Annotated in this window: 4 protein-coding genes and 1 pseudogene; 1 reads left to right on the forward strand and 4 read right to left on the reverse strand. The window is 40.2% G+C overall.

Going from position 1 to position 5,364, the window contains the following annotated elements; genetic code table 11:
• The 4 genes and pseudogenes from UC75_RS20985 to UC75_RS09620 form a co-directional block, all read right to left on the reverse strand.
• A pseudogene (locus UC75_RS20985) lies at positions 1-194 on the reverse strand (pilus assembly protein PilP); the annotation flags it as partial.
• A gap of 10 nt (positions 195-204) precedes the next feature.
• Entirely contained in the window at positions 205-945 is a 741-nt protein-coding gene (locus tag UC75_RS09610; protein ID WP_049837445.1) for a type 4a pilus biogenesis protein PilO, read from the reverse strand.
• Positions 942-1,583 carry a PilN domain-containing protein gene (locus UC75_RS09615; protein ID WP_049837446.1) on the reverse strand — a complete coding sequence of 214 codons (642 nt, stop codon included), beginning with the start codon at positions 1,581-1,583 and terminating at the stop codon, positions 942-944. The genes UC75_RS09610 and UC75_RS09615 overlap by 4 nt, the downstream gene beginning before the upstream one ends.
• Positions 1,583-2,641 carry a pilus assembly protein PilM gene (locus UC75_RS09620; RefSeq protein ID WP_049837447.1) on the reverse strand — a complete coding sequence of 353 codons (1,059 nt, stop codon included), beginning with the start codon at positions 2,639-2,641 and terminating at the stop codon, positions 1,583-1,585. The genes UC75_RS09615 and UC75_RS09620 overlap by 1 nt, the downstream gene beginning before the upstream one ends.
• Positions 2,642-2,802: 161 nt before the next feature.
• Between UC75_RS09620 and ponA the strand changes: the two genes are divergently transcribed.
• The gene (gene ponA, locus UC75_RS09625) at positions 2,803-5,364 is read left to right on the forward strand and encodes a penicillin-binding protein PBP1a (RefSeq protein WP_049837448.1); all 2,562 of its coding nucleotides are present in this window, start codon (positions 2,803-2,805) and stop codon (positions 5,362-5,364) included.

Genomic DNA, 5,364 nt, shown 5'->3' on the forward strand with positions numbered 1-5,364 from the left:
AAAAATGGACTCTTTAGCTGATGAGCCGCATAGTTAAATTGTGGCACAGGCGTGAAAACAGGTGCTGGATCTATCGGTTGTGGTGGCTGATTACGTATATTTGCCATTTGCTGATTTACAGCATCGATTCTCGAGTCACATCCAACTAAAACCAAACATGCCAAAATAGAAAAAGAAATTTGTTTAAGTTTCATTGTAATGCTCCTATTTCGACTGTGTATTAGCAGTAGAGGAAACAGGTGCTACTGAAGCCGAAGCGTTGTTTTCCGGATTTTCTACGGCGCCCATATAGCGATAAGTTTTTGCTTTAATAGAATAATTAAGTACAGGAATATCTGACTTACTATCTTTAACAGGTGCAGCTTCTACAACAAAGTCATGCATCGTCACAATACGTGGTAATGCCGCAATACTACTAACAAAAGCACCAAAAGCGTGATAATCGCCAGTTGCTTCCATCGTAATAGGCTGTTCAATAAAGATTTCCTGCTTCACTTCATCTTCTAAACGAATATTTTTAAACTTCAGACCAGAGCTCACACCAGTTAAGTTAATATCTTCAACTAAACTTGGGATCTCTGTTTCTTTCGGCAACTGTTCTAATTGCTGGTTGAAATGTGCCTGCATCTCTTGAAGCTGCACTTGATACTGTTGAAGGTTACGTAATTTCGAGTCTTTTTCTCGAAATTCATTTAATAAATTACCTTCCTGAGCTTGAGCATTGTCAATTGCTTGTAGCTTTGGCTGAATAGCAACAAAGTATCCTAAAGCCAATACAGCAAAGAAAATAAAAATCCAGCAAGTAATTTTTACAGATATTGGCCAACTACCATAGTTGTTCATATCCAGCGTATTAAATTGCTGAAGAAATTTTTCCAAAGTAATCTGTTTTTTCTTAGATGAAGCTTGTTCTAACGACAACTCATGAAGTTCATCCGGACTCATTTAACCGCCCCCTTATCCGCACTTACAGACGTATTGGCGGTATCATCTGTTGTAGTCACCCCCATTTCCCCTAAATCAACAGTCACAACAAAACTGCCATAACTATCTTCTACTCTAGGAAGCAGTGAACTCGCCGTCTTATCTTTTTTCTCTTCGGTCGCCAAGAAAGAGTTCATAAAAGCATTGCGATACCATGGTGATGCTTCGAGATTACGTAATAATTCCGCGACCGTATTTGGACTTTCTGCTTTACCTTCAATGGTAAATTTATCTCCAGTTCTGCTAAATTTAGTCAAATACATCGCTGCCGGAGTCACCCGTACCAATTCATCCACCAAACGCACAACAACAGGACGTTGACTTTGCAACCCCTGAATAAGTTTCATACGTTCGATAATGGCATCACGTTGCTCTTGCAAGCCATTTAAGGTTTTAAGCTGTTGATCTAGACTCTGGTTTGTACTGGTAATGAGTTGATTAGCTTGTTCTTGATCATCTAATTTTTGATTCAAATAAAACCACCCAGAAAATACAGTGGTGATCCCCAGAACAACTACTCCAAAACAGAAAATAATAAATTGTTTTTTGCGCTGTTCCCTAAGCCCATCACGCCAAGGGAGTAAATTAATTGTTGCCATTAATCAAAACTCCTTAAAGCCAAGCCACATGCCACCATTAATGATGAGGCATCATTTTCAATTTTTTGAATATCGACTTGAGGAGAAAAACCCATTTGTAAAAATGGATTGGCAATGGTCACACGGTAACCAAGTTTTTGCTGTAACAATTTGGCAAGCCCAGGAATATTGGCATTACCACCTGCTAATAAAATATGGTCTATTTCATTAAATTGTGACGAAGAAAAGAAGAATTGTAGAGATCTGGCTGCTTGCTGCACGACCGCATCTAAAAATGGCTCTAAAACTTCGATGTCATAGTCATCAGGTAAAGAGCGTTCTTTTTTAGCTCGTCCCGCTTCTTCCAATGACAAACCATAACGGCTTTGAATTTCCAGAGTAAGCTGCTTGCCGCCGAAGACTTGTTCACGGGTATAAATGATTTTGCCACTTTGCATAACTGATAATGTAGTCATGGTATGGCCGATATCTAAAATACCAATGGTATTTGCACCCATGGGTAAACTATCAGCAAATACACTAAAAGCACGCTCGACAGCATAACTTTCGACATCAGCAAGCTTAGGCGTTAAATCTACCAGTTCCAGCACTTCTACTCGTGTTTCAACATTTTCTGTTCTTGTTGCAACTAGAAGTACATTTACACGGTTTGGATTAGGCAGTCGATCTGGTAAAACCTCAAAATCAAGACTCACTTCATCCAAAGGGAACGGTATATACTGCTCCGCATCTAAACGAATCTGAACTTCTCGTTCATCATCATTCATATCTGCATCCATTTCGATGGTTTTATGAATAACCGTCGATGTTGGAACAGCAATTGCAGCGTTACTGGTTTGGGGATTTGCTAAATTCATCGCCCGTTCCAAAGCTTCTGCTACTGCCTCTGGATTCAAGATATTTTTTTCAACTACACTGTTCTCGGGTAAAGGCATCAAAGCATAGCTTTCCACCCAATATTTACCGTTCTTAACAGAGAGCTCTAACAACTTAACAGAAGTCGAACTAATATCGACACCCATTAACCCCTTATTCGGTTTACGATATAACCTGAGCACACTATTGTCCTATTATTTTTTTATCCCCAAAAAAAATTACAAACCAATAATCTAGGTCTTTATTTTTACACGGATACAATATCTCATCTAACAATCCGCATGTCTAAAGGCTATACTGACCACAATTAGTTTGTATTCGATCTTATTAAAGCTTACTTATCATGAAAAAGCTATCCAGTTTGGGCTTCGTGCGTCCAATTTTTTTGATCATTATTATTATCTTAGTCTCACTTCCGATGGGCTTTTATGGCATGTATCTCTATATCGCCCCATCGCTCCCTGAAATGAGTTCACTAAAAAAAGCTCCGCTTTTAAAACCGCTACAGGTCTATACCTCGGATAATCAACTGATTGCCGAGTATGGTGGTAAGCTTTCTATTCCAGTTGAATACAAACAAATTCCTCCTGCTTTTATTCATGCATTTTTAGCAGCAGAAGATTCTTCTTTCTTTGAACATAGCGGGATCAGTTTTAAAGGTTTAGGACGTGCTTTAAGTGAAAGTGTGACTGGCTCTGATGTGCAAACTGGTGGTTCAACCATTACCATGCAGGTTGCAAAGAACTATTATTTAAGTCCAGAAAGAACCTTAAAACGCAAAATAACCGAGATCTTTTTAGCTCGAAAAATTGAGCAAAACTTATCTAAAGAAGAAATTCTCAGTCTGTATGTGAATAAAATTTTCTTAGGAAAAAATGCCTACGGTATCGCAGCAGCAGCCAAAATTTATTACAACAAAAGTATTAATGAGCTCAGCATTGCTCAAATGGCAATGATTGCAGGTTTGCCGAAAGCGCCTTCCAAATACAATCCTGTAGTTAATCCTGAACGCGCACTTGAACGCCGCAACTGGATTTTAGGCCGTATGTTACAGCTGGGTTATATCTCTCAAGGAGAATATCAAAAAGCTGTAGCTGAACCGATTAATCTAAATATGCCCAATCGGGATTTAAATAATATTCACCCGTATGCAGGCGAAATGGTTCGTTCAGAGCTGGTAAAACATTTTGGCGAACAAGCCATTGATTCTGGCTATAAAGTCTATACAACCATCAATGCTAAACGCCAAGCGATTGCAGAGAAATCTGTACAAGATGGTCTTGAAGCTTACGATCGTCGTCATGGCTGGCGCGGTGCGGAAGCACACGATAAACCATTAAATGAATTTAGAGCATATGCCAATACCTACCCTGCACAAGTTACCAAGGTAAATAGCAGCTCTTTTGACGCATTAATGCAAGATGGCACAACCGTTACTGTACAGTGGTCAGGTATGTCATGGGCTCGCCCCTATCGCAATGCGAATAGTGTAGGTGGTGCTCCTTCACGTGCATCTCAAATTGTTCAAGTTAAAGATATTGTTCGCTTACGTCCCAATGATGCAAAAACAGCATGGTCTTTAGTTCAGGTTCCAAAAGTTCAAGGTCAACTTATTGCGATTAACCCGAATGATGGTTCAATTGAAGCAATTGTAGGTGGTTATAACTTCTATCAATCGAAATTTAACCGTGCCTTACAAGGCTGGCGCCAACCTGGTTCAACGATCAAACCGTTTGTCTATGCATTGGCACTTGAACGCGGTATGACGCCGTACAGCATGGTGAATGATAGTCCTATCACAATTGGTAAGTGGACACCGAGAAACTCAGACGGTCGTTATTTAGGAATGATTCCATTACGTCGTGCTTTGTATTTGTCTCGTAATACCGTGTCGGTACGCCTTTTGCAAACGGTGGGAATTGAACGTACTCGCCAGTTATTCATGGATTTTGGTTTACAAGAAGATCAAATTCCACGTAACTACACCATTGCTCTAGGTACACCTCAAGTGTTACCAATTCAAATGGCAACTGGATACGCAACTTTTGCAAATGGCGGTTATCGTGTTCAACCACACTTTATTCAGCGTATTGAAGATGCATACGGTAAAGTGATTTATCAAGCTAAGCCAGAATATGCATGTATTCCATGTATTAATGCGCCAGACACAACTGATGACGAGCAAAAAGCTACGACAACAGATGATGAAGTGATTGAGGTTACTAACAAAGACGTAGAGCAGAAAGAAAAGGCAGCTAAGCAACTTAATCTTAAACAAACTGATAAAGCGAATAGTGAATATCGCCAAGCTCAACGTATTTTAAAATCAAGCTCTGCTTACGATATGGCGAACATTTTACGTGATGTAATTGAGCATGGTACAGGCCGTGCCGCACTTAAAATTGGCCGTAGTGATTTAGGCGGTAAAACAGGTACAACCAACGATGCAAAAGATGCATGGTTTGCAGGCTTTAACGGCAAGTTAGTGACTGTAACGTGGGTTGGATTTGACCAACCTACAACATTAGGTCGACGTGAGTATGGTGGTATTGCTGCACTACCAATCTGGATTAACTTTATGGGTCAAGCATTGCAAGGTACGCCAACATCTTGGGTTCGTTTAGATAAAGATGCCCAAGGTCCTATTTCACGTGACAAACAACAAACTGTTACTGAGGTAGGCGATAAGAAAACTTATCGTGCAGCTCCACCATTAGCACGCCCGCTATATCGCCCAGCACCGCCACAACCAAAACTAAGCAATAACAATGACTTCTCCGATTTACCAGGTGAGGAAATTGTTATTCCATCAAAAGCTGCACCTCCTGCGATGAAGCCTTCACAGGGAGCAGCGCCGAAGCGTGAGAAAGATGAACTAGAAAATCTGATTAATCAGATTGAATAG

Source organism: Acinetobacter sp. V2 (assembly GCF_001188385.1).
GTDB lineage: Bacteria > Pseudomonadota > Gammaproteobacteria > Pseudomonadales > Moraxellaceae > Acinetobacter > Acinetobacter oleivorans.

Bases quoted from the DNA above. Each gene is read 5' to 3' on its own strand.
- UC75_RS09610 (WP_049837445.1), bottom strand. From the start codon at position 945: ATGAGTCCGGATGAACTTCATGAGTTGTCGTTAGAACAAGCTTCATCT.
- ponA (WP_049837448.1), top strand. From the start codon at position 2,803: ATGAAAAAGCTATCCAGTTTGGGCTTCGTGCGTCCAATTTTTTTGATC.
- UC75_RS09615 (WP_049837446.1), bottom strand. From the start codon at position 1,583: ATGGCAACAATTAATTTACTCCCTTGGCGTGATGGGCTTAGGGAACAG.